The organism is Rummeliibacillus sp. JY-2-4R (assembly GCF_053847205.1).
The window spans coordinates 2,079,576-2,101,914 of the sequence record NZ_CM132623.1 but is presented as its reverse complement, the minus strand read 5'-3'; the positions used below and the strand labels follow the sequence as shown (position 1 = coordinate 2,101,914).

Sequence of the window (22,339 nt, the reverse complement as noted above, 5' to 3'; positions counted from 1 at the left end):
ATTGCTAAGCAAATTTTTTTAAGTAAGAAGGTGAATGGATAATTGGAAATCTACTCGTTAAGTGGACCAAGTGGAACAGGAAAAAGTACAACAGCCCTTTCTTTTGCTCACGAGCAGGGAATTGACGGCATAATAGATGATGGATTATTTATATTGAATGGCAAAAAAATTGCAGGGACATCTGCAAAGTTTGAAAAAAGTGCGTACAGAGCTGTAAAAAGGGCGATTTTTACAGATCATAACCATGTGGAAGAAGTACAAAAAGCCATTAAGGAACAGGCTATTGAGAAACTCCTTATTCTAGGTACATCTGATAAAATGACTAAACAAATTGCTGAACGGTTAAATGTGGGGAAAATACAATTCTATTACCATATTGAGGATTTACGAACACAAGCCGAGATAAAGCTAGCTAAATTTATACGTAAAACGGAAGGCAAGCATATTATGCCTATACCTGTTGTTCAAGTCGAACAAAATTTTTTTAAACGATTTATTCAAAAAGGTGTAGAAATTTTTTCTTCAAAAAAGGAGAAAATTGGGGAAACGACAATTGTTCAACCTGATTTTCATCATCCAATTGGCCAGATAAATCAGCAATATATTATCGATTTGATTAACCAAACCTGCGAAGAATCTGAGTTTGTAGAAAAAGTAACGAAAGTACAATTTGATTTATTGCCATTACCCAAAACAACAGTTAGTATGACTTTAAAAGGACCTATCACGTTAAATAAAAGAATTCCAATCAACAAGTTACAGCAAAATATACTGAATATGTTTGAACGTGAATTCGAGTTAGAACTAATAAGTGTCAATGTAAAATTAATTACAATCCAATATGAACAAAAAAAAGAAGCAACATTTCGCTCTTAATAGAATGAAATGTTGCTTCTTTTTCCCTTTACTAACAGGAATATGACTGTATTAAGTTTCACTTTATGGAATTCGTTTGAATTTTGGTGGCCTTTTTTCTACGAATGCGCTTACGCCTTCTGGAAAGTCATGAGGGTCTACAAATGGAGTTGAGTTTTTCCATAAAACAGGAACTGAATCTATACATTCTTGTACTGAACGTTTAACTGCAAGTACGGAAGCAGGCGACATGGAAGCGACAAGCTTGCCCAGCCGGATAGCATATCGATCCAGATCCTTTTCTTGTGTTACATAATTCAACAAGCCTACACGATAGGCATCTTCACATTTTAACGAACGTCCAGTGTATACTAAATCTTTTGTCATGCTTGGACCAATTAAATTCACGAGTCGAGCTGCGAATTGGTTATTGATGGTTATTCCTAACTTTCCGACGGGAATCCCAAGTCTAGCTTTATCTGAACCTACCCGAAGATCGCAAGCAAGTGCTAACTCCAGACCAGCACCCATGGCAGGTCCATTAATAACAGCGATAGTTGGAAGTGGTAAATGTTCTATTGTAGATATGGTTTTTTCCATATGTACAAATGCTTCTTCTGATTGTTCTAATGAAATGGAATTAAATTCTTTTATATCTGAACCTGCAGTGAATTGTTGTCCATAACCTCTTATAAGTAAAACTTTATTTTTAGGATTTTCTAGTGCTTGTAAAGCAATCGTGCGTAGTTCATCCCACATATGCGCAGTAAGAGCGTTTTTAGCCTGTGGACGGCGAATGGTAATAATAGAAAGTCCTGCTGTTTCTTGATAAATAATTTTAGCATCCTCTTTTTCTAATCTCGTTGTGGAAACCTTCATTAGTTAACCCCCTAATCTTTTATATGTAACTATTATATAACAGACTTAACAATGATTGTACTGTTACACTCAAAAGAGAACAAGTTTAAATTTTTACTTTTGTTTAGCATAAAAATTAACAAAAATGTATTAATAATTTATAAAATAAATGCATGGTAAGAAGAGAAAAGTGAATCCTTAAAAATCAACCTTAATGACATTATAATCATTACAAAAATGCATAGATAATTATGAGATAATATTGTGTACATTATAAGGGAAAGGTGTTAGTCTGTATGTAACATTAAATGTGAACAAAAAGTGAGCGCCTCGTATAAAAAGAGAAAATATTGACAATGTTTTAATTTGACTATTTTAATAATTATAAAAAAGGGAAAAATAAACTGGGTACTCAAAATTACAAAGGAGTAAAAAAAAATGAAGCTATTGGCACCGCAACCATTTACTTTAGAGGGAGATCGTCGTGCAGTTTTATTATTACATGGTTTTACTGGAAGTACAAAAGACGTTAAGAAATTAGGTCAATATTTAAATAAACATGGTTACACATGTCATGCACCAATGTATCGTGGTCATGGTGTTAGTGCTGAAGAAATTCTGAAATATGGTGCAAAATATTGGTGGGAAGATGTAACCAGTGGTTACCACCATTTAAAAGAACTTGGATATGATGAAATTGCAGTTGTAGGTATTTCATTAGGTGCTGTTTTTACATTAAAAGTAGGGGCTGAATTCCCAATTAAAGGTGTCGTTTCAATGTGTGCACCTATTAAACGTAAATCGAAAGATGGATTATTTGAACGATTATATAACTATGCAAAAGCATACAAACAATTCGAAGGTAAAGATAATGAACAAATAGAAAAAGAACTTGAAGAATTGAAGAAACTACCACAAGGGGCAATCGAAGAAATTCAAAAAATGATTCAACATACTTCAGATGAAATTGAAGAAATCCATGTTCCAACCCTTGTATTACAAGGAAAACTTGACGATAATCTATACCAAGAAAGTGCACCGTATATATATGATACAGTTGAAACAGAAGAAAAAGATCTCATCTGGTACCAAAACTCTGGTCACATCATTACGTTAGGTAAAGAACGTGAAAAAGTTTTTGAAGATACACTTCATTTCTTAGATGAATTAAATTGGTCAGTAGAAGCTCAAAAAGGGAAACTTCATGCTTAAGAGAATTTAAATTATATAGATCACAATGCATCCCGCAATCAACAGCACTGCGGGATGTTTTTAATTTTAAAGTTTATTAGTGAATTCTCTCAGACTAATAAAACTTTGTTCTAAAAAAATGTCGAATTTCATGATAAAATAATGAAAGTCTGAAGATTTGTCACTTGTTAAGAGTTGAGACGAGTTTAGCAGAGCATTGGAGGTATTTTTTTGAATAAAAATAACAATCAGTGGTCAACAAAACTTGGTTTTATATTGTCGTCCGCTGGGGCCGCAATTGGGCTAGGGGCCATTTGGAAATTGCCTTATGTAACAGGACAAAGTGGAGGGGGTGCATTCTTCCTACTATTTATTTGTTTTACACTATTAATTGGGTTACCCATGTTAATCTCAGAATTTATAATAGGCCGTGGTACTAATAAAGAAGCCGTAAGTGCATATAAGTTTTTGACACCAAAAACAAAATGGACATGGATCGGTAAACTAGGCGTTATTGGATGCTTTTTACTATTATCATTTTATAGTGTTGTAGGTGGCTGGATATTAATTTATTCAGGAAAGGCACTTGTAGGTGATGTGATTCAATCAGGTCAAGACCCAGGCGCTTTATTCGGAAGTGTGACTGGTACACCTTGGATTACATTATTAGGATTGTTCTTATTTACTATTTTTAACGTGTTAGTAATTAGCTTAGGCGTACAAAATGGAATTGAAAAAGCAAATAAGATCATGATGCCATTACTTTTTATTTTCTTTATAATACTAGTGATTCGCTCATTGACGTTGGATGGGGCAATGGAAGGAGTAAAATTCTTCTTATCACCTGATTTTTCTAAGATCACTGCCGATTCGGTACTATATGCTTTGGGACAATCATTTTTTGCATTAGCTGTTGGATTCTCATGTATGGTTACATATAGTTCCTATTTGAAGAAGGATGAAAGTCTTCCATATTCAGCAGGATCAGTAGTACTCATGAATATTTTTGTATCATTATTAGCGGGACTAGCTATTTTCCCAGCTGTCTTCGCATTTGGTTTTGAACCAAAAGAAGGGCCAGCATTATTGTTTATGGTACTACCTGCAGTATTTGGCAAATTGCCATTTGGAGAAGTATTCTTTGCCATCTTTTTATTACTTTTCTTATTTGCAACGCTGACTTCTTCGTTTAGTTTATACGAAATAATTGTTGCAGCACTCGTTGAAAAATGGCCGAATGCTAGACGTAATATAGCATGGGGAATCGGATTAGTTGTTTTTATTGCATCCATTCCCGCTGCATTATCATCAAGCACATTAAGTGATTTAACAATATTTAAAAAAAGTATTTTTGATGCAACCGATTATCTCGTAAGTAATATTCTTTTACCATTAGGGAATCTATTAATTGCCATTTTCATTATTCATAAAATGGATAAAAAGTTTACACAAGATGAGTTTACACAGGGAAGTCACTTAGCAATAGGATATTATAAATCATGGAGATTTTTGATGACATTTGTCGTTCCTATTGTAATAGCGGTAGTTTTAATTTATACGATTTCTCAATATTAAAAAACGAAAAAGGACATATCAAGCGAATTTTGTCTTGTTATGTCCTTTTATACATTTCTGGAACGTTTGTTCTACATTTTAAAATGTGATAAGATACAAATATATTAGAACGGAGTGGAGTGATATTATGAAAATCTTTCATACAGCTGATTGGCATTTAGGAAAATTAGTTCAAGGTGTATCAATGATTGAAGATCAAGAATATATTTTAACAGAGTTTATAAAAGATATTGACGTTGAAAAGCCTGATGTTGTGATTATTGCAGGAGATTTATATGACCGTTCTGTCCCTCCTACTGAAGCCGTTTCATTATTAGATAATGTTCTTACTGAAATTGCCATTAAAAGAGAAATTCCAGTGATTGCGATTGCGGGTAATCATGATAGCCCTGGACGTATACACTTTGGTTCTGGTTTTATGGGGGCAAAAGGCCTTCATATTATTGGTAACTTGACAAATGAACAGCAACCAATTGTATTGCATGATGAATTTGGTGAAGTTCATTTTCATTTGATTCCTTATACAGACCCATCACATGTTCGTTATATATTGGAAGATGATTCTGTTAAATCACAACAAGATGCCATGTCAAAAATTATGGAAAATATAGTAGATAGATTAGATCAGAATGCTAGACATGTCTTAGTAGGACATGCATTTGTCACAAAAAATGGGGACGAAGAAGAAAATACAACTGATGCTGAGCGTCCATTATCAATAGGTGGCTCTGAGTGTATTAATGCAAATCTATTTGAGCCTTTTCATTACACTGCACTTGGTCATTTACATCAAGCACATTTTGTTGATCAAGAGAAGATTAGATATTCTGGCTCACCATTAAAGTATTCTATTTCTGAAGAAACGCATAAAAAAGGTTATCTAATGGTTGATTTAGCTGAAGATGGTTCAATTAATATCTCAAAAAGAGAATTAAAGCCAAAGCGTGATTTACGTACTGTAGAAAATACTATGGATGAAATATTAAAATCACCAATGAGCGATGATTATATTTACGTTAAACTATTAGATGAAACACCCATCATTTCCCCAATGGAAAAAATTCGTTCTGTTTATCCAAATGCCATGCATGTTGAAAGAGTTACGTTAAAAGATTTTCAAAATGTTGAACAAGAGATTCAATCTCGTCAAAAAATGGACGACCTCACTCTTTTTAAATCATTCTATAGTGAAATCGTTGGGAAAGGTGCAGACACGCAAACTATTGAGTTATTCCAAGAGGTTTTACAAGAAGAATTACTAGATAAACGTGAAGTGGTGGTGAAAAATTCATGAAACCTTTAGTCTTGAAACTTACCGCATTTGGTCCATACAAAAATACAGAAACAATAGATTTTAGAGAATTAGGTGATCATAAGTTATTTGTTATTTCTGGATTAACAGGCGCAGGTAAAACAACTATATTTGATGGGATATGCTTTGCATTATATGGTTCTGCAAGTGGGGAAGACAGAGCAGATATAAAAGAAATACGAAGTGACTTTGCTTCAGATGAGATTCATACTGCTGCTGAGCTTATATTTCTGATGAAAGGCAAAACCTACCGTATATTACGTCAAATTGCTCATAAGAAAAAAGGGAATAAAAATGCAACCGGAGATAAATTGGAATTTGTAGAAATTTTATCTGATGGTGAAAAACCAGTAGTTGAATCCCAAAAGATGACAGAAATTAATCGCAAAATGGAAGAAATTATTGGACTTTCAAAAGATCAATTTAAACAGATTGTCATGTTACCACAAGGAGAATTCCGAAAGTTATTAACATCTGAAACTGAAAATAAAGAAGCCATCCTTCGCAAGATTTTTAAAACAGATTCTTATCGACACTTAGCGGATCGATTAAAAGACAAAAAAGATGTTGCAGAAAAGGCGCTTAATAGTGCAAAATCCGTTCAGCATTTACATATTGAACATATTAAAACAGGGTTGCCTAAGCGTCAGTCAACATTACAAGCAGTTTTATTATCAGAGCATATCAATTTGTACCAGTTAATAGATGCTTTAAATGATGAAATTGAATATTATTCAAATGATATTGTAGAAAAAGAAAAAGTAAATCAAGAGCTAGCAAAACAGTTTGAGCTTCAACAACAGGTGGTCGTTGAAACGAAAGAGTTCAATAAACGATTGCGTGCATATAAAGAAAAAGAAGAGTTATTTGCTTCCTTAGAAAAACAATCACTTGCGTTTGAAGAAATTAAACAAAAAATAGAAGCTGCTAAAAAAGCTAGCCATATCATTCCACTTGAAGAGTACTATTTTGAAAAGCTTCAAATCAAGAAATTAAAAGATGCAGAATTAGAAAATTTAAAAGTTAACGAACAACAAGTGAAATCTAAACACGAACAATCCGTTGCCATATTCGATAAAGAAAAATTACAGCAACCCAAAATAGAAGAATTATCTATTGAACTAGCCTCCTTGCAAAAGTTAGAAGAGAAATTTCATGAATTATCAATTGCCACTCAATCGCTTCAATATCACAAAGAAATTGTCCTTCAAGATTCTAAAACGATTGATACTATTAAGTCTGAAATTGCAAATTTAGAAAAAGTCAAATTGCAACAATTTGAAATGATCACTCAATTAACACAGCAATTAAGCAAATTTGATGAGAAAAACGACAAGCTTCTAATGTATAAAGAAAAAACAGCAGCTTGGCAAAATTGGCAGCAAGAATTAATTGTATTGAATGACATTAAGACTTCAGAAAAAGTGAAAAAACAAAATTACGAAAACATCATTTTGCAATATCAATCTGAAGAACAAAAATGGTTTCAGTCTCAAGCAAGTTTGTTAGCTTCACAATTAGTTGATGGTCAGCCTTGCCCAGTTTGCGGAAGTTTGGAACATCATGCTACTCATATTAATAAAAGTGAAGCCATGAGTGATCAACAATTGTCTAAATTGAAATCTTTATCAGAAAAAGCAACGAGTGAATACTTTGAAGTGCATGGACAAGTTCAAGCAAGAACACAACAACTTAATCAGTTAGAAGAAAAACTAAAATTATTAAATGTAGTACCTGACGATGGAAATGCATTGCTTTCACACTATCAGCAACTACAACATGAAATAGCTGAACTTAAACTTTGTAAGAAAGAACTCGACCATATTCAAAATAAAAAACAACAAGTAGAACAGCAAATGGAAACTATAAATCAAAAACTTCGTCAATTAGAGAGCGATAAGAATACACATTTGGAAAACTATTATGGTGCCCAAGCAAAATTTACGAGTTTAAAAAATGAAATACCTGATACAATAGCATCCATTCAAGAATTACATCATAAAATTCAAATGTTAACGCTAAAACGCGACCAATTAAAACAGCGTTTTGAACTTGCAAAACAACAAGTGGAAGAAACAAATCATAAATTGGTATCTTTAGAAGCTCAAGTGAAAAGCATAGAAAAAATCTGTTTGGAAGCGCAAGAAGCATTAAAAACTGCAGAAAATCGTTTTAAAGAAGCTGTATTTGCATCAGGTTTTGAAAATGGTAGTGCATATCAATCAGCAAGGTTAAAACCCTCAATTCTCGAGGAATTAGAAACTAGCTATACTGATTATTTAAAACAAAAATATGCATTAACCGAACAATTAAAAGATGGCGAATCCGACTATGCAAATAAATCACTAAAAGATGAATTAGAACTTGAACAAAGATTAGAAGATTTACGCAATAAGTCTATTCAATTAAACAACGAACTTCATCAAACTAAGCAATATCAAGCTCAAGCTAAGCAATTAACAGTTGAAATTCAAAAAAACAGCGCGGAAATAAAGACACTTGAAGAAAAATGCGCGAGAATTGTTGATCTTTATGATTTGATTCGTGGCCAAAATGGAATGAAGATTTCATTTGAACGATATTTACAAATTGAATATTTGGAACAAATTATTCATGCGGCAAATGAACGATTAAAGCCAATTTCAAATGGCCAATATCGTTTAGTGAGAAGTAATCGTCAAGAAGCTAGGGGAAAACAAAGTGGTTTAGGTTTAGATGTTTATGACGCATATACAGGTCAAAATCGAGATGTTAAAACACTATCGGGAGGAGAAAAATTCAACGCTTCACTTTCTTTAGCCCTTGGTATGTCAGATGTTATTCAATCCTATCAAGGTAATATTGAAATAGATACAATGTTTATTGATGAGGGCTTTGGAACGCTTGATGAAGAAGCATTAAATAAAGCGATTGATACGCTAATTGAATTACAAAATTCAGGTAGAATGATTGGAATCATCTCTCATGTAGCCGAATTGAAAGATGCAATGCCGGCACTTCTTGAAGTTAAAAAGACAAAAGAGGGATATAGTCATACTCGATTTATCATTAAATAGTCATATAACTCCTCAATTTTTATTAATTTGTATTAGTAGATGGATTTTATAATTCGATTTTCTTGGCTATACTTTCATTGCACTCTATTTTTTGCATGATTAGTCGCATAATATTAAGAAAAAAGCCTTATTTTGTAAATTTAATATAAATATTTTGTTAAGTTTTTATAGTTTAATTGGTGAGATAGGTTTATAATAATTCGACAGGGCATAATTCCAAATTACATTTAAGAAATTTTATAATTGAGGGGACTTAACATGATAAAAAAATATATATTTACCATTATGACGAGTCTATTTGTAGCAAGTTTAATTTTTACGCAAGGTTTTTATGCAAATGCTGCAAGTACGAACGACCGTCATGAAGCATCAACAGTTGCTAGTGATTCTGATCATACTACTGTATCTAATTCAACAACGAAGCAAATCGCCGCATCCAATCAAGCAGAATTTGTTCAAAATAGATTACCTCAAACAGGTGTAGAAGCAAATCACTCTGGATTATATTTTTCAATTGCAGGTTTCTTTTTGGTACTAGCCTTTTTCACTAGTCGATCAAAATCTAATTCTCGTTATGATGTTTCGGATAAACAAAAAAAGTAAATCCATATAGATTTACTTTGATACTGTAGATACATTTGCTATTAACACATGTATCTACAGTTTTTTTATTGAACTACTTTCACTGAAGCAAGTTCACGTGATTTTGCTTCCGCGTTTTGAATACAAGCAATTATAGCGTTTTTGAAATTATTTTCTTGTAAAGTTTTAATACCTGCTTCAGTTGTTCCACCTGGACTTGTTACTTTTTTTCTTAATACAGTAGGCTCTTCACTTGATTGTTTTAGCATTTCTGCTGCTCCGGCTATAGTTTGAATAGCTAATTGACGGACTGTATTTTGCGATAATCCTAGTTTCATTCCAGCTTCCTCGAACGCTTCGACTAAATAATATAGATAAGCTGGGCCACTTCCCGATAAAGCAGTTACTGCGTGTAATTCATCTTCTTGTACCTCAATGACAATTCCAATCGCTTTTAACATATGAAGAAATTCTTCTTTTAAAGAATTCGTAATGGCATGATTAAATGAGACACCACTAGCAGACATTCCAATTGTTGCAGAAGTATTCGGCATCACTCTTGCAATTGGTCGTTTTCCTAATGTCTGTTCGATTGACTCCATCGATACACCTGCAACTACAGAAAGTATAGCTGTATTTGGTGATAAATAAGGAGCTAAATTTTCCATTGCCTGTTGGATATCTTTTGGTTTCATAGCAAGTATTAAGCAATCAGCTTGTTTAAGTATTTCGCGATTCCCATAAACAATTTGTACATTATATGTTTTTTCAATTCGCATTAGCTTTTCTTGGTCGGATTTATTCATAACATAGATGTTTTTAGGCAAAACAACACCTTCTTTGATCCAGCCATGAATTAATGCCTCCGCCATTGAGCCAGCACCTGCAAATACAATTGTCTCCATTCTAGTTGCCTCCTGTTTTTTTAAAATAAAAAAGCATTTCCGTCCAAAATATAAGGACGAAAATGCTTGATTCCGCGGTACCACCTTGCTTTGCTACTAATTGTAGCACATCTTAAATTCCCTTTATCGCAGAGATGCGACTGTGTTTGCACAGTTGCTCAGAAGTAGGTTCCAAAAGTACCTTGGTTATGTGACTTGCAGCCTCAATTGGTCACACTCTCTGTAAACTAGAATACCCTTCGTACTATTCTTCATCGTAGCTTTAATTATTTATCACACAATACTAGGCAGTAAAGACAATCCCACTTCGCACTAAAATTAAACGAAAAGACGATAGTGTAGGAAAACGGCCAGTATAGGATCAATTGTTTCAACATCCCACAGAGGGAAGTTTTACTTTATTGTGAGTATAGAGAATGACTATAGATTTGTCAATGTAAAAAGATGACGTTTTTCAAAAAAAATTGTACAATAAATTGAATTAGTATTCACAAAAAAGGGGCATACATATGATCCAAAAAATTGTTACACCAGTACCTTTTCCGGAGGGGACAGTTAATTCATATTTATTAAAAGGCGATGCCTTATCAATTATCGATGTTGGTACAAAAACACCAGAAGCGTACGAAGCATTAAAAGCGGGAATAAAAAATGCAGGATATCAAATGGGGGAAATTGAACAAGTCATTTTAACACACCATCATCCAGACCATGTAGGATGGATTGATGCTTTTCCAAATGCTGACGTTTTGGGACATGTATATGTGGATGCTTGGTTAAGGAGAGATCCTGTTTTTATCGGTTCGCATTATGATTTCTATATGAATCGTTTAATAGAAGAAGGTGTTCCTGAAAAATATCATCATTGGGTGAAGAGAATGACGCGTTCAATTGAAATGCTTGGTGAACGAACTTTAACAGGTATCATTCATGATGGTGATGAAATTCCAGGACATAAGGGACTTGTTGCTATAGAAACACTTGGCCATGCACAAAGTCACTTTGCATTTTGGAATGAAGAAAAAAAGGCAATGATTGGCGGAGACCTCTTAATCGCTAAAATTTCATCTAATCCACTAATTGAACCACCGTTGAATCCGAAAGCAAAACGAGCAAAATCTTTACTACAATATAATCAATCTCTAAAAAAATTATTAACATTACCGATTGACATTTTGTATAGTGGTCATGGAGAAGAGATTACAAATGTAAATGAATTGGTCAATGCAAGACTTGAAAAGCAACATCTGCGTGCAATGCGCGTTCTTAGCATGATGGAAGACGAACCAAAGAATATTTTTGAACTGACAGTAGGGATATTTCCTACCCACTATGAGAATGAACTTGGGTTAACATTGTCTCAAACAATTGGTCAAATTGATTATTTGCTTCATCATCAGCTAATCACTGAGGAAATTGATGAGAACGGCGTATACTGGTATGCAAAAAAATAAAACAATCTTAGTAACAGGTGCAACATCTGGTGTTGGACGAATCATTGCGATGAAACTTGCAAATGAAGGGCATCAAATAATCGCAACAGGAAGAAATAAAGAAGCTTTAAAAGAACTAGCTGAAAATAATATGAAAATCATCGAAAGTGATTTAACAACCATTAATGGCGTTAGACGTTTAGTTGATCAATTACCGTCTCTAGATGTTGCAATTTTTTCTGCTGGAATTGGAACCTTCGAATATGCAACTGACATACGTGATGAGGATATCATGCAAATGGTACAACTTAATATCCAAGCTCCCATTCTACTCACAAAATATATTGCCTCAAAAATGAAACAACAGAATCAGGGGCAACTCATTTTCATTGGTTCACAAGCAGGCAAGGTAGCGACACCAAAAGCTTCAGTCTATGCAGCAACTAAGCATGCACTTATTGGATATACTAATGCTTTACGAATGGAGTTATCACCTTATAGAATTGTTGTCACTTGCATACATCCTGGACCAATCGATACGCCCTTTATTGACCATGCAGATCAAACAGCCTCATACCGAGATGCAATGAAGAATATCCTTCTCAATCCTGAAAATGTTGCTCTAGCTACATTAAAAACAATAGGGAAGAAGAAAAGAGAAATTAATATGCCATGGTATATGGGGATATCGAGTAAACTATACGCGCTTGCACCTAGTTTAATAGAAAAAGTCGGTAAGAATTTCTTTAATAAAAAATAATAATGGAGTCCATAATGATCCATTTATACATTAGAAATTTAACAACCAAGCTAGCGAAACGATGCGGAAAATCTGTATATTAAGTAAATATTCATTTTGTTTCTAAAGAAATTTTAATAAAACAACCTTTTTTAATAATTTATTAGAAGAATAATATTCAAATAGACCAAAGCGACTTTGCTGTATCATAAGTCGCTTTTTTGATTTTTCAGGTAAAAAAACTATCGGAAAATACCTTAATTTTAGGGCTTTATATGAAAAACTTAATATATTTATTTTTTTTAGAAAAATGCAAGAAAATACACTTGTATTCATTTTTATAACATGTTAAGATGTATGCATAAATATTAAAAACAAACGCATAAACATACATGAAACGTTATGGAGGAATGCAAAATGGCAAAAAAATTAGTATTAGCATATTCAGGTGGTTTAGATACATCTGTAGCAATCCAATGGTTAAAAGACAAAGGTTATGATGTAGTAGCTTGCTGCTTAGACGTAGGTGAAGGGAAAGACTTAGAATTTGTACAAAAGAAAGCTCTTGAAGTTGGTGCAGTTGAATCTTACATCATTGATGCAAAAGATGAATTTGCTGAAGAATACGCTTTAATCTCATTACAAGGACATACTTGGTATGAACAAAAATATCCTTTAGTTTCTGCATTATCTCGTCCTTTAATTTCAAAAAAATTAGTTGAAATTGCAGAAAAAACTGGTGCTGTTGCTGTAGCACATGGTTGCACAGGTAAAGGGAATGACCAAGTTCGTTTCGAAGTTTCTATTAAAGCATTAAATCCAGATTTAGAAGTTCTTGCACCTGTTCGTGAATGGGCATGGAGCCGTGAAGAAGAAATCGAATATGCAAAATCTAAGAATATTCCTATTCCAATTAACCTTGATAGCCCATTCTCAATTGACCAAAACCTATGGGGCCGTGCAAACGAATGTGGTATCTTAGAAGATCCATGGGCTGCACCACCTGCAGATGCTTATGATTTAACAGTAGCAATTGAAGATGCTCCAGATGTGCCTGATGTAATCGAAATCGAATTCGTTCAAGGTGTTCCAGTAGCTCTTGATGGTGTTGAATATAAATTAGCCGATCTTATCTTAAAATTAAATGAATTAGCTGGTAAACACGGCATTGGACGTATCGACCATGTTGAAAACAGATTAGTTGGTATTAAATCTCGTGAAGTTTATGAAATTCCTGGTGCACATACTTTACTTCTTGCACATAAAGAACTTGAAGATATCACACTTGTAAAAGAATTAGCTCATTTCAAACCAGTTGTTGAGAAAAAATTAACTGAATTAATCTATGATGGTCTATGGTTCTCACCATTACGCGTTGCAATTCAAGCGTTCTTAAAAGAAACTCAAAAATTCGTAAATGGTACAGTACGTGTAAAATTATTCAAAGGTCACGCTATCGTTGAAGGTCGTAAATCACCAAACTCTTTATATAATGAAAAACTTGCTACTTATACAAAAGATGATGAATTCAATCACGCTTCAGCTGTAGGCTTTATCGAATTATTCGGTCTTCCTACAAAAGTGAATTCAATGGTGAACAACAAAGGAGAAAAGAAGGTGCAAGCATGAGTGGTAAACTTTGGGGAGGTCGATTCCAAAAATCTGCCGAACAATGGGTAGATGAATTTGGCGCATCCATCGGGTTTGACCATCAGCTTGTAACAGAGGATTTAGAAGGTAGCATCGCACATGTAACGATGCTAGGCAAAACCGGCATCCTTGCAGAAGAAGAAGTCAGCACGATTAAAGATGGCCTTGAACAATTAAAATCTAAAGCTCAAAATAACGAGCTAACCTTTTTAATAGAAAATGAAGACATTCACTTAAATCTAGAGAAAATGTTAATCGATTTGGTCGGTCCTGTTGGGGGAAAACTCCATACAGGCCGTAGCCGAAACGATCAAGTTGCAACAGATATGCATCTGTTTTTGAAAAAGCGTGTAAATGAAGTGATTGCGTTAATCGCAAAATTCCAAAGTACGATTGTCGACCAAGCAGAGGCGAATATCGACACTCTTGCTCCTGGATATACACATTTACAACGAGCTCAACCAATTTCTTTTGCACATCATCTTATGACTTATTTCTGGATGTTGGAAAGAGATAAAGAACGTTTCACTGAGTCAGTGAAACGCATCGACATCTCTCCACTGGGGGCAGGGGCCCTTGCTGGGACAACATTTCCAATTGATCGCGAACTTTCAGCAGAACTAATGGGCTTTTCAAGCGTTTATCAAAATAGTATGGATGCTGTTAGTGATCGTGATTTTATCGTAGAGTTTTTGAGTAATAGTTCTTTATTGATGGCTCATTTATCAAGATTTGCCGAAGAAATCATTCTTTGGTCAAGTGAAGAATTTAAATTTATTGAATTAGATGATGCGTTCTCAACAGGTTCAAGTATCATGCCACAGAAGAAAAACCCTGACATGGCAGAATTAATTCGTGGGAAAGCGGGCCGCGTATATGGTAATCTAATGGGATTATTAACAGTCCTAAAGGGTATCCCACTTGCTTACAACAAAGATATGCAAGAAGACAAAGAGGGTATGTTCGATACTCTTCATACCATTGTTGGAGCATTGAAAATCTTCGAAGGTATGGTTCGTACTATGACTGTTGCAAAAGACACATTGAACAAAGCAGTACATCAAGATTTTTCAAATGCAACAGAACTAGCGGATTACTTAGCAACAAAAGGTATGCCATTCCGCGAAGCTCATGCAGTAACAGGAAAATTAGTTTTCCTTTGCATTCAAAGGGGTATTTACTTATTAGACCTTCCACTTGAGGACTTGCAAGAGGCAAGTGAACTAATCGAAGCGGATGTGTACGATGTATTGGCACCGGAGGCAGCTGTCAAGCGTCGTCATTCCCTAGGCGGAACAGGCTTCGATCAAGTAAAAATTCAACTTGAAAAAGCAAAAGAAAAATTATCTTCAAATTAAATCAAATACGATTATATCTCATGCTTTAAATTGGAAGGACGTCCACAGAGGGGGGCCAGTTCCATATCCAGCATACATAGTGTGCTAAAGGGAAACCAGTTTCCAGAGGGGAACTGGTTTTTTGGTGTGAAAGATTGATGATGATTTAACAAGAAAATTTATAGAATCTTTATTTTTAAATTGTTGGAAAAATATTAATTAAATGGTAACGTAGTATAATAATACTAATTAGAAGGTGAATTAAATGTTTCTTATATTTTTATTTAGTACAATATTTATACTACTCCCTTCCTTTTTTATATCTTATTCTCGTTTTGAAAGGAGTCCATATAAAAAAATAACAAATTCCTCCTATTGGAAAGTTCGTTTTAATACTGGGTTATTCGGTGAATATTCAATTGTAAATGAATTAGAAAAGTTTCCTGGTATACATAAAACTTTAGTGAATGTATATATTCCGAAAGAAAATTGTAGTGAATTGACTGAAATTGATATTTTGTTTATTCACGAAAAAGGAATTTATGTAATTGAATCAAAAAATTATAGTGGTTGGATTTTTGGAAGGGAAAAGGATTATAAATGGACTCAAGTTTTTCCGAATAAGAAGAATTTTAAGTTTTACAATCCGATTAAACAAAATCACACGCATATAAAAGCCTTACAAAAAATTATTAATGATCAACCTAAAGAATTATTTACGTCAATGATTGTTTTTAGCAATCGATGTACTCTGAAAACAATTGAAGTTACTACGCCAACTATTCATGTAATAAATAGGAGAAATCTTGCTATCATAGATAATATAAATCAACATTATTTGGAAAAACGTATACCTGTATATTCACTTTATGGCAAGCTGTCAAAGTATACGAACGTAAGTGAAAAACTTAAGAATGAACATGTTTCAAGCATACAGAGGAAATTTTCTTGAGACCTAATCTAATTAATCAGGCATGACAGAAATCTTGCCCAATGTTTACCTTACGCATTATACTAATACGTAGTACGCAATTATCTTTATAATAATATAGATAAAAAATAAGTATTTTTCCTTAAAGTTTGGTACGATGGATACAGTAATTATAAGGAGCGACATCTGCATATGAATCCAGACATTAATATTTTCTTTGCTTTTGGTGCAGGCTTTTTAAGCTTTATATCACCATGCACGTTGCCTCTTTATCCAGCTTTCTTATCATACATAACTGGCATATCATTTAATCAGTTAAAGAATGAAAGAGGAATGTTGCAAAAAAGAGCCATTCTGCATACAATATTTTTCTTACTCGGCTTTTCTTTAATTTTCATTGCATTAGGTTTTAGTACCTCTTTTATCAAAGGGATATTTGTTCAGTACGATGAGTTAATTCGTCAAGTTGGTGGTATTTTAATTGTTGTGTTTGGTCTTGTTATTACTGGCATCTTCACTCCAGAGTTTTTGATGAAAGATCGCAAATTTGAATTTAATAATCGACCTTCCGGTTATATTGGTTCTTTACTTATTGGACTGGTATTTGCTGCGGGTTGGACTCCATGTACGGGACCTATTTTAGCTGCTATAATCGCACTTGGGACAACAAACCCAGATTCAGCTGTTGGGTATATGTTAGCCTATGTACTAGGTTTTTCAATTCCATTTTTCGTCTTGTCATTCTTCATTGCTCGTATGAATTGGATTAGAAGAAATAGCCAGAAATTCGTGAAAATTGGCGGATATATCATGATTCTTGTAGGTGTAATTTTATTCTTTGATGGATTAACGTGGATTAACAGTATCCTTACGCCTATTTTCGGAGGGTTCCAAGGGTTTTAAAAGGAACTATATAAGTAACGGGGTGAAATGGTTGTCAACAGTTTTAGTAGTAGATGATACAATGTTTATGAGACAGACAATTACAGAAATTCTCGCAAATGCTGGCTTTGATGTTGTTGGCCAGGCCGAAAACGGAGAGCAAGCTATCGAGCAGTACCTAAAATTGCATCCTGATGTAGTAACGATGGATGTGACAATGCCTGTTATGTCAGGATTAGAAGCAACGAGAGAAATTATAAAAGAAGACCCAAATGCTAAAATTTGTATTGTTACAGCATTAGGTCAACAAAAGGTCATCTTAGAAGCGTTGAAATATGGAGCAAAAGATTTTATAACAAAACCTTTTGAACGGGAACGTTTAGAGACGACGATACGTCAAATGATAGAATAACTAAATAAAAGACAGGTGATTGTAATATGTTGAGCGCTATTCCTTCTCAATATATAGTGATTGGTTCCTCTGTTATGTTTGTCATAATGGGGATTATGGCCATGATCATTCGTTCAAAATCTTCAAAAAAACCAGCGAGTGTTAAGAAAATTATTATTCCACCTTTTGCAATGTCAACCGGCGCGCTAATGTTTTGCTTTGACTATTTTCGTGTGCCTTGGCCTCAAGTGTTAGAAGCTGTTATAGCAGGTATTGTTTGTTCAACAGTACTTATTGCAACTTCAAAATTTGAAATTGTTGATAATGATGTATACTTGAAACCTTCAAAGGCTTTCTTTTTTATCTTAATAGGTCTTTTGGTGGTTCGAACAGTTGCAAAGGTTTACCTAAGCGGTTCTTTCCATCTTGGAGAACTTGGCGGGATGTTCTTTATATTAGCCTTTTCAATGATTCTTCCATGGCGTATTGCAATGCTAATTCGATACAAGAAGCTGGAAAAACAACTACAATTACAGCATAACTAATAAAAAAGATTCTTTTCCGAAATTTGGAAAGAATCTTTTTTAATGTTTAGTATTCGTAGCTTAAAACGAATCAATCGCCGCGTCCGTTAAAAGCTGTAGCATTCGTCAATCAAGTAAATGCTCATAAGGTGTTATATCAATTTTCATTTGGTTCATCTTTTTTCTTAAAAATTTATGATCACGTTTTGGTGAGGCTTGTATGTATCCTCTAATAATTAGGTCAAAATTTATCTTTTTGGCCTTTTCTTCTAAAGCAAGTTCTCCTATTTTACCTGCAATCTTTTGCTTTGCTACATCCCTGAATAAATCTGGAACTGGACTAACCAGTTCATTTAATAAGTCCTTTTCTTCTTGATGCCATAAGTGCAATGTCTTATTTACATAATAATCTTGCCAATCCAATGTAGATTTTCCATCGTCTTTTGGCATCGATTTTAGAAATTTCCGGAACATAAAGAACCCACCAATAGCCATTGTACCGATCAGAACAACTACCCAAAATAATATAAACCACATAAACCAGCCGTTTAACACTACATTCACCTCAACTGTAATTATAAAAGGATTCTAAAAAAATTGCACCCCATTGTCCTCTTTTTAGATTTTATGTCTATTTAATGAGTGAAAGGGAGGTGATACAGATGGCAACAAAAGCATTTGAAAAAGCAACTCTACGCTTGAAGTTTTCATTAGGTGTCAATGAAAATGGTCAACTAGTTGAAAAAGTAAAGTCTTACCAAAATGTGTCAGATCAAACATCAGTTGATAATTTAACTACTGCTGGTAATGCTCTAGCTAGTCTCTATTCCTATGAATTTATAGGAACAGGAATTTTGACACAAGAAATTATTCAAAACTAATTAAAAATGGAGGGGTTTGCGCATGTCAAAAGTATTGCAATTACAATTTAAGACAGAAGATGGTAAAGGTGTTTCATTGAGTGTAGATATGCCTAAACAAGATTTAACGAATGAAGAAATTTATCAAGCCATGAACACCATCGTATCAAGTAATGTATTTGAGGTTGATAATGCGCCAATAGCGCAAATTGTAGGAGCCCGTTATATTGAACGTACTGTTACAGAAGTAGAAGCTTAAAACTACTAAATATAATCTCATTTATTCATAATAATTTAGAAAATCTGCTGTTCTCGTTTACTAGAAGAGCAGATTTTTCTTTGTTTAAAGAGAGGAGGAATTGCAATGGCTGAATGGACTACGCTAATACAAGAAATAGGATTTCCAATCTTTGTGTCATTCTATTTAATGCATAGGGTTGAAACGAAGCTGCAAGCAATCCATGAAGCATTATTAGATTTAAAATAATCCGATTCATCCTTTCGACTTAAAAGGACAAAAAGTTTTCTTGTAATATAGGTTGTAATTAGATAAGATGAATTTGATTAGGAGTGACGATAAAATGAAAAAAAGGTTATTCATACCGTTCATGGTAATCGTGTTAGCAGTATTTTTAACTGCTTGCGGTGGTGGCAAATTTAAAGCTGAAACTGATTGGAAAGTACAAGATTTCAATTATACAAACCAAAATGGAGAACAAGTTTCGCTAGATAACTTGAAAGGGAAACCATGGCTTGCAATGTTTATATTTACAAATTGTGCGACTGTATGCCCACCAATGACGATGCATATGACAGACATTCAAAAGTCATTTGAAAAAAAGGGGCTAAAAGACTATAACATCGTTGGATTTAGCGTTGACCCAAAAACGGATACACCAGAAAAACTAAAAAAATATTTAGAACAATATCCAGTAGCGGATCAATCAAAATGGAACTTGTTAACAGGTTATTCTCAAGATGAAATTTCGAACCTTGCTTTAAAATCATTTAAAACATTAGTAAAAGATGACCCAAATAGTAACCAAGTAATTCATGGTTCTAGCTTTTTCTTAGTAAACCAAGATGGAGTAGTAGTGAAAAACTATAGTGGCTATAAAGATGTACCATATGATACGATTGCAGTTGATATGGAAACAATAATTGAAGACGGTAAATAATAAAAAAGTAGCTACCATGTGATTTATTGGTAGCTACTTTCATGCTTATTTTTTCTCTTGAAGTAATGCTCGAATATCTTTTAAAAGATCTTCTGTAGTTTCAACAGGAACTTCTTCAACCACTTCTTCTTGTTTTTTCTTAAAATGTACTTTTGAAATGATACGAATAAATATGAAAATTGAGAATGCAATTATAAAGAAGTCAAATACATTTTGTATGAAATTTCCGTATTTTATTCCGTGATAATGTAACTTGGTAAAATCGACATTGCCAATTAACAAACTAAGAATAGGCATAATAATGTCTGCTACTAGTGATGAAACGATTTTGCCAAATGCGGCACCTATAATGACACCAACAGCTAAATCTAAGACATTCCCTTTTAACGCGAATTTTTTGAAGTCTTGCCACATACACTATATTCCTCCGAATCTTAAATCATTTTCTTCCATTTGAATGTAAAAACAAACAAAATTATAGCAAACTTTATTTTAGTTTCAAAGAAAGTTTTCCTCATACATATTACACTGCTTTTCTATGTTATGTTTATCAATTAGTAATTAAGGAAATATTTATATTAAGAATTGGGGTAGTTATATGAATAAAGTATTTGTCGCTGTATTATTAGCAACGGCTTTGGCTGCTATTGAAGGGACAATTGTATCAACAGCAATCCCTAGCATTACGACTGACCTGTCTGGAGTTGAATTAATTAGTTGGATCTATTCTGCCTATCTATTAACTTCAGCAATTTCTGCGGTTATTTTCGGTAAATTAGCAGATTTATTTGGCCGAAAGAGAATAATCATCGTGGGGATTAGTATTTTCTTATTGGGCTCATTATTATGTGGATTAGCCACCTCCATGGAGCTTTTAATTGTTTTTCGCGCTATACAAGGCATTGGTGCAGGATCTATTTTGCCTATTACTTTAACCATCGTTGGTGAGCTTTTTAAGACCGAGAAGGAACGCGCTAAGGGTCAAGGATATATTAGTATGGTTTGGGGGATATCTGGCGTTATAGGCCCTCTAATTGGTGGATTTATCGTCGATCAGTTAACATGGCATTATATTTTCCTTTTGAATATTCCTTTTGGTGCAGGGGCAATACTACTGATTGCAAAATATTATCAAGAAGATCAAGAAAAATTAAAGAGAAAAATAGATTATGCTGGTGCGTTGCTATTTTCAACCGCTATGGTAGCACTTCTCTATTCACTAATTGAAGGAAGTAATACACAACTCTGGCTAACTACTTCTCAACTATCACTTTATATCATAGCCATTGTATTTTTAGGATTTTTTATATTTGTCGAAAAAAAAGCAGCAGAACCTATTATCCCACTGTCATTATTTAAGAATAAGCGATTAAATGTAATTAACGGATTATCACTATTCTGTATGGCAATTGTCATTAGTATTTCTGCGTATTTACCAATCTATGCTCAATCTGTATTAGGGAAAAATGCAACGGAAGCAGGCTTAATGTTGACACCACTATCAGTTATGTGGACTGTTGGTGCAATTGTAGTGGGGAATTTAGTCGGACGATTTACAAACAAAACTATTATACAAATAGGGACTGTGCTTTTAATCATTGCAACAACGATGTTGATGTTCTTATCAACAAATACCAGTCCTTTCTTTGTAGCGTTATCTACATCTTTTTTAGGATTAGGTATGGGATTTATCTCACCAATGCTTGTCATTTCTGTCCAGGCCTCTACTACTGAAGAACAGTTAGGCACTGCAATTGGCCTAAATTCATTTATTAACACATTTAGCCAGTCTATTGGTGCTGCAATCTTTGGCGCAATCTTTAATACAGCCACAAGTTGGAAATTGGCAAAGCTTGGAGCAGAAAACATAAATTTAAATGGTTCATTTAATCAAACGGTTTTCTCACCTGAAAAAATTAATCATATTATACAAATTATAGTAGGAGGAATCCATTTTGTTTATACAGGAACTGTAATCTTCGCGCTTATCGCAATTCTATTAACATTCTTTTTGCCTAAAGGAAAAGTTCAATCAAAATAGACAATGAAAATAGAAGGGCATCATCTAGAATTTCGCAGA

General features: G+C 33.8%; 23 protein-coding genes and 1 other annotated feature. Of the genes, 19 read left to right on the top strand and 4 right to left on the bottom strand.

Going from position 1 to position 22,339, the window contains the following annotated elements; genetic code table 11:
* Positions 1 to 42: 42 nt before the first annotated feature.
* Positions 43 to 876 carry a hypothetical protein gene (locus ACWV26_RS10135; RefSeq protein WP_455894644.1) on the top strand — a complete coding sequence of 278 codons (834 nt, stop codon included), beginning with the start codon at positions 43 to 45 and terminating at the stop codon, positions 874 to 876.
* A 63-nt stretch (positions 877 to 939) separates the two neighbouring features.
* On the opposite strand, the gene ACWV26_RS10130 is transcribed toward ACWV26_RS10135, so the two are convergent.
* Positions 940 to 1,734: an enoyl-CoA hydratase/isomerase family protein gene (locus tag ACWV26_RS10130; protein WP_455894643.1), complete on the bottom strand. Its 795-nt coding sequence runs from the start codon at positions 1,732 to 1,734 to the stop codon at positions 940 to 942.
* 417 nt (positions 1,735 to 2,151) lie between these two features.
* Here ACWV26_RS10130 and ACWV26_RS10125 point away from each other — a divergent pair, with 417 nt between their 5' ends.
* The 5 genes from ACWV26_RS10125 (at position 2,152) to ACWV26_RS10105 (ending at position 9,450) form a co-directional block, all read left to right on the top strand.
* The gene (locus ACWV26_RS10125) at positions 2,152 to 2,925 is read left to right on the top strand and encodes an alpha/beta hydrolase (RefSeq protein WP_455894642.1); all 774 of its coding nucleotides are present in this window, start codon (positions 2,152 to 2,154) and stop codon (positions 2,923 to 2,925) included.
* 210 nt (positions 2,926 to 3,135) lie between these two features.
* Positions 3,136 to 4,479 (top strand): sodium-dependent transporter, encoded by a 1,344-nt coding sequence (locus ACWV26_RS10120; RefSeq protein WP_455894641.1) that lies wholly within the window; start codon positions 3,136 to 3,138, stop codon positions 4,477 to 4,479.
* A gap of 127 nt (positions 4,480 to 4,606) precedes the next feature.
* Entirely contained in the window at positions 4,607 to 5,773 is a 1,167-nt protein-coding gene (locus ACWV26_RS10115; RefSeq protein ID WP_455894640.1) for an exonuclease SbcCD subunit D, read from the top strand.
* Positions 5,770 to 8,847: an AAA family ATPase gene (locus tag ACWV26_RS10110; protein ID WP_455894639.1), complete on the top strand. Its 3,078-nt coding sequence runs from the start codon at positions 5,770 to 5,772 to the stop codon at positions 8,845 to 8,847. Before ACWV26_RS10115 ends, ACWV26_RS10110 begins: the two co-directional genes overlap by 4 nt.
* 258 nt (positions 8,848 to 9,105) lie before the next feature.
* Positions 9,106 to 9,450 (top strand): LPXTG cell wall anchor domain-containing protein, encoded by a 345-nt coding sequence (locus ACWV26_RS10105; RefSeq protein WP_455894638.1) that lies wholly within the window; start codon positions 9,106 to 9,108, stop codon positions 9,448 to 9,450.
* A 65-nt stretch (positions 9,451 to 9,515) separates the two neighbouring features.
* Here ACWV26_RS10105 and proC read toward each other — a convergent pair whose 3' ends face one another.
* Positions 9,516 to 10,334, bottom strand: a complete 819-nt coding sequence (gene proC, locus ACWV26_RS10100; RefSeq protein WP_455894637.1) for a pyrroline-5-carboxylate reductase — start codon at positions 10,332 to 10,334, stop codon at positions 9,516 to 9,518.
* A gap of 49 nt (positions 10,335 to 10,383) precedes the next feature.
* Positions 10,384 to 10,601, bottom strand: a binding site (T-box leader).
* A gap of 242 nt (positions 10,602 to 10,843) precedes the next feature.
* Here proC and ACWV26_RS10095 point away from each other — a divergent pair.
* From ACWV26_RS10095 to ACWV26_RS10060, 8 genes are all read left to right on the top strand, one after another.
* Positions 10,844 to 11,788: an MBL fold metallo-hydrolase gene (locus ACWV26_RS10095; protein WP_455894636.1), complete on the top strand. Its 945-nt coding sequence runs from the start codon at positions 10,844 to 10,846 to the stop codon at positions 11,786 to 11,788.
* The gene (locus ACWV26_RS10090) at positions 11,754 to 12,527 is read left to right on the top strand and encodes an SDR family NAD(P)-dependent oxidoreductase (RefSeq protein WP_455894635.1); all 774 of its coding nucleotides are present in this window, start codon (positions 11,754 to 11,756) and stop codon (positions 12,525 to 12,527) included. Before ACWV26_RS10095 ends, ACWV26_RS10090 begins: the two co-directional genes overlap by 35 nt.
* A gap of 396 nt (positions 12,528 to 12,923) precedes the next feature.
* The gene (locus ACWV26_RS10085) at positions 12,924 to 14,135 is read left to right on the top strand and encodes an argininosuccinate synthase (RefSeq protein WP_455894634.1); all 1,212 of its coding nucleotides are present in this window, start codon (positions 12,924 to 12,926) and stop codon (positions 14,133 to 14,135) included.
* Positions 14,132 to 15,514 (top strand): argininosuccinate lyase, encoded by a 1,383-nt coding sequence (argH, locus tag ACWV26_RS10080; protein ID WP_455894633.1) that lies wholly within the window; start codon positions 14,132 to 14,134, stop codon positions 15,512 to 15,514. Before ACWV26_RS10085 ends, argH begins: the two co-directional genes overlap by 4 nt.
* A 244-nt stretch (positions 15,515 to 15,758) precedes the next feature.
* A complete protein-coding gene (locus tag ACWV26_RS10075; protein ID WP_455894632.1) occupies positions 15,759 to 16,445 on the top strand; it encodes a nuclease-related domain-containing protein in 687 nt (228 codons plus the stop codon).
* A gap of 171 nt (positions 16,446 to 16,616) precedes the next feature.
* Complete coding sequence (locus tag ACWV26_RS10070) at positions 16,617 to 17,327, top strand: cytochrome c biogenesis CcdA family protein (protein WP_455894631.1); 711 nt, start codon at positions 16,617 to 16,619, stop codon at positions 17,325 to 17,327.
* Positions 17,328 to 17,358: 31 nt separating this feature from the next.
* Positions 17,359 to 17,718 (top strand): response regulator, encoded by a 360-nt coding sequence (locus ACWV26_RS10065; RefSeq protein ID WP_455894630.1) that lies wholly within the window; start codon positions 17,359 to 17,361, stop codon positions 17,716 to 17,718.
* 26 nt (positions 17,719 to 17,744) lie between these two features.
* Positions 17,745 to 18,242, top strand: a complete 498-nt coding sequence (locus ACWV26_RS10060) for a CcdC family protein (protein ID WP_455894629.1) — start codon at positions 17,745 to 17,747, stop codon at positions 18,240 to 18,242.
* Positions 18,243 to 18,347: 105 nt separating this feature from the next.
* Here ACWV26_RS10060 and ACWV26_RS10055 read toward each other — a convergent pair whose 3' ends face one another.
* Positions 18,348 to 18,776: a DUF2621 domain-containing protein gene (locus ACWV26_RS10055; RefSeq protein ID WP_455894628.1), complete on the bottom strand. Its 429-nt coding sequence runs from the start codon at positions 18,774 to 18,776 to the stop codon at positions 18,348 to 18,350.
* A gap of 107 nt (positions 18,777 to 18,883) precedes the next feature.
* Here ACWV26_RS10055 and ACWV26_RS10050 point away from each other — a divergent pair, with 107 nt between their 5' ends.
* The 4 genes from ACWV26_RS10050 to ACWV26_RS10035 all read left to right on the top strand — a co-directional run bounded on the left by ACWV26_RS10050 (position 18,884) and on the right by ACWV26_RS10035 (position 20,259).
* Complete coding sequence (locus ACWV26_RS10050) at positions 18,884 to 19,102, top strand: DUF1659 domain-containing protein (protein ID WP_455894627.1); 219 nt, start codon at positions 18,884 to 18,886, stop codon at positions 19,100 to 19,102.
* A 22-nt stretch (positions 19,103 to 19,124) separates the two neighbouring features.
* The gene (locus ACWV26_RS10045) at positions 19,125 to 19,340 is read left to right on the top strand and encodes a DUF2922 domain-containing protein (protein ID WP_455894626.1); all 216 of its coding nucleotides are present in this window, start codon (positions 19,125 to 19,127) and stop codon (positions 19,338 to 19,340) included.
* A gap of 105 nt (positions 19,341 to 19,445) precedes the next feature.
* Positions 19,446 to 19,568, top strand: a complete 123-nt coding sequence (locus tag ACWV26_RS10040) for a YvrJ family protein (RefSeq protein WP_455894625.1) — start codon at positions 19,446 to 19,448, stop codon at positions 19,566 to 19,568.
* A 94-nt stretch (positions 19,569 to 19,662) separates the two neighbouring features.
* A complete protein-coding gene (locus ACWV26_RS10035) occupies positions 19,663 to 20,259 on the top strand; it encodes an SCO family protein (protein ID WP_455894624.1) in 597 nt (198 codons plus the stop codon).
* A gap of 45 nt (positions 20,260 to 20,304) precedes the next feature.
* Here the strand turns inward: ACWV26_RS10035 and mscL are convergent, their stop codons facing one another.
* A complete protein-coding gene (mscL, locus tag ACWV26_RS10030) occupies positions 20,305 to 20,673 on the bottom strand; it encodes a large conductance mechanosensitive channel protein MscL (RefSeq protein ID WP_455894623.1) in 369 nt (122 codons plus the stop codon).
* 163 nt (positions 20,674 to 20,836) lie between these two features.
* Here mscL and ACWV26_RS10025 point away from each other — a divergent pair, with 163 nt between their 5' ends.
* Complete coding sequence (locus ACWV26_RS10025) at positions 20,837 to 22,300, top strand: MDR family MFS transporter (RefSeq protein ID WP_455898221.1); 1,464 nt, start codon at positions 20,837 to 20,839, stop codon at positions 22,298 to 22,300.
* Positions 22,301 to 22,339 lie beyond the last annotated feature (39 nt).